This is a genomic window from Pseudomonas sp. 05N434 (assembly GCF_056396965.1).
This window is the reverse complement of the sequence record NZ_JBFTMK010000929.1, coordinates 1-1,043: the sequence shown is the minus strand read 5'-3', so window position 1 is coordinate 1,043 and position 1,043 is coordinate 1. Positions and strand designations below refer to the sequence as shown.

General features: G+C 51.8%; 2 protein-coding genes. One reads left to right on the top strand and one right to left on the bottom strand.

Features of this window, described 5'->3' with window-relative positions; all coding sequences use genetic code 11:
• The coding region (locus tag AC1DLB_RS30805) for an Lpp/OprI family alanine-zipper lipoprotein (RefSeq protein ID WP_477786379.1) at nt 1–220 on the bottom strand (220 nt) is incomplete at its 3' end.
• Nucleotides 221–849: 629 nt separating this feature from the next.
• Here AC1DLB_RS30805 and AC1DLB_RS30800 point away from each other — a divergent pair.
• A partial coding sequence (locus AC1DLB_RS30800; protein WP_477786378.1) for a GNAT family N-acetyltransferase occupies nt 850–1,043 on the top strand: 194 nt, incomplete at its 3' end.

Sequence of the window (1,043 nt, the reverse complement as noted above, 5' to 3'; positions counted from 1 at the left end):
GAGCACGCTCGTTAGCTTCGTCAGCAGTCTGTTGTGCTTTTTGAGCAGCAGCCAGAGCTTCATCAGCTTTACGGTAAGCTTCGTCTGCACGAGCTTGGGAGCGAGCTGCTGCGTCTTCAGTAGCAGTCAGACGTGCTTCAGTTTCTTTCGATACGCTGCTGCAACCGGTAGCCAGAACTGCGGCCAGAGCCAGAGCAGAGAATTTCAGAACGTTGTTCATCGTGTTCCCCTTCAAGGACTTTCTATTAAGTAGCTGTCTCCTCAGAGTGAGGAAATAGCCGGCGTACATACTACCCATTACTTGTAGTAAGTAAACTGACGTAGCGCAAGAAGCAAAAAAAATTGTAGGCGTTGATTCTTTTTCGAGCAACTTTTAACTGCGTTGTATAAAAAATATCCAGCTACGAGGCCCGAACTGAGCGAGCCGTTGGGAAAAAGTTCCCTGGCCCGGCGGCTGTTTTTTGGTCTTGCCCAAAGTCCGTCTAGATGGGTTTGTCTACACTTGTGTTCGAATTTTGCGCAGCCGCTCGCATATCTTTATCCATGTTGAGGTGACTTAAACAAAGGGCGCTCGTCTTAAGTCTCAATATCCGGCAATGTTCAGGCTTTGACCCGTTCGGTCGAGCCGTTCCTGCGTAATCCGCGGCAACACCCGCCACCCGATGCACAATGACGAGCGTCCCTTGAGCATTTTTGCCAATGGTGCCTACTATTTGATACGTGCTCGGTTGCGCGAGATTGGTGCGGCTCTCTCGGTGTCCATTCAGGCACGGGGTGGCGTAGTTGTTCCTTCGCCGGAAAAACATCGGTAAGGTAGGGGTCAGAATTAAAGACCCGCGAGGAGTAGTGATGAGCGAGGCGTTGTCCATCCACCATGACCAGGCTGGTCATCAGTTCGAGACCACTGTGGACGGTTATCGTGCCTACCTGACCTATATGGATCTGGGAAAACAGACCCTGGATATTTATCGCACTTTTGTGCCCAACGCGTTGCGTGGTCGCGGCATTGCGGCGGCTTTGACCGAGCAGGCGCTGCAATACGC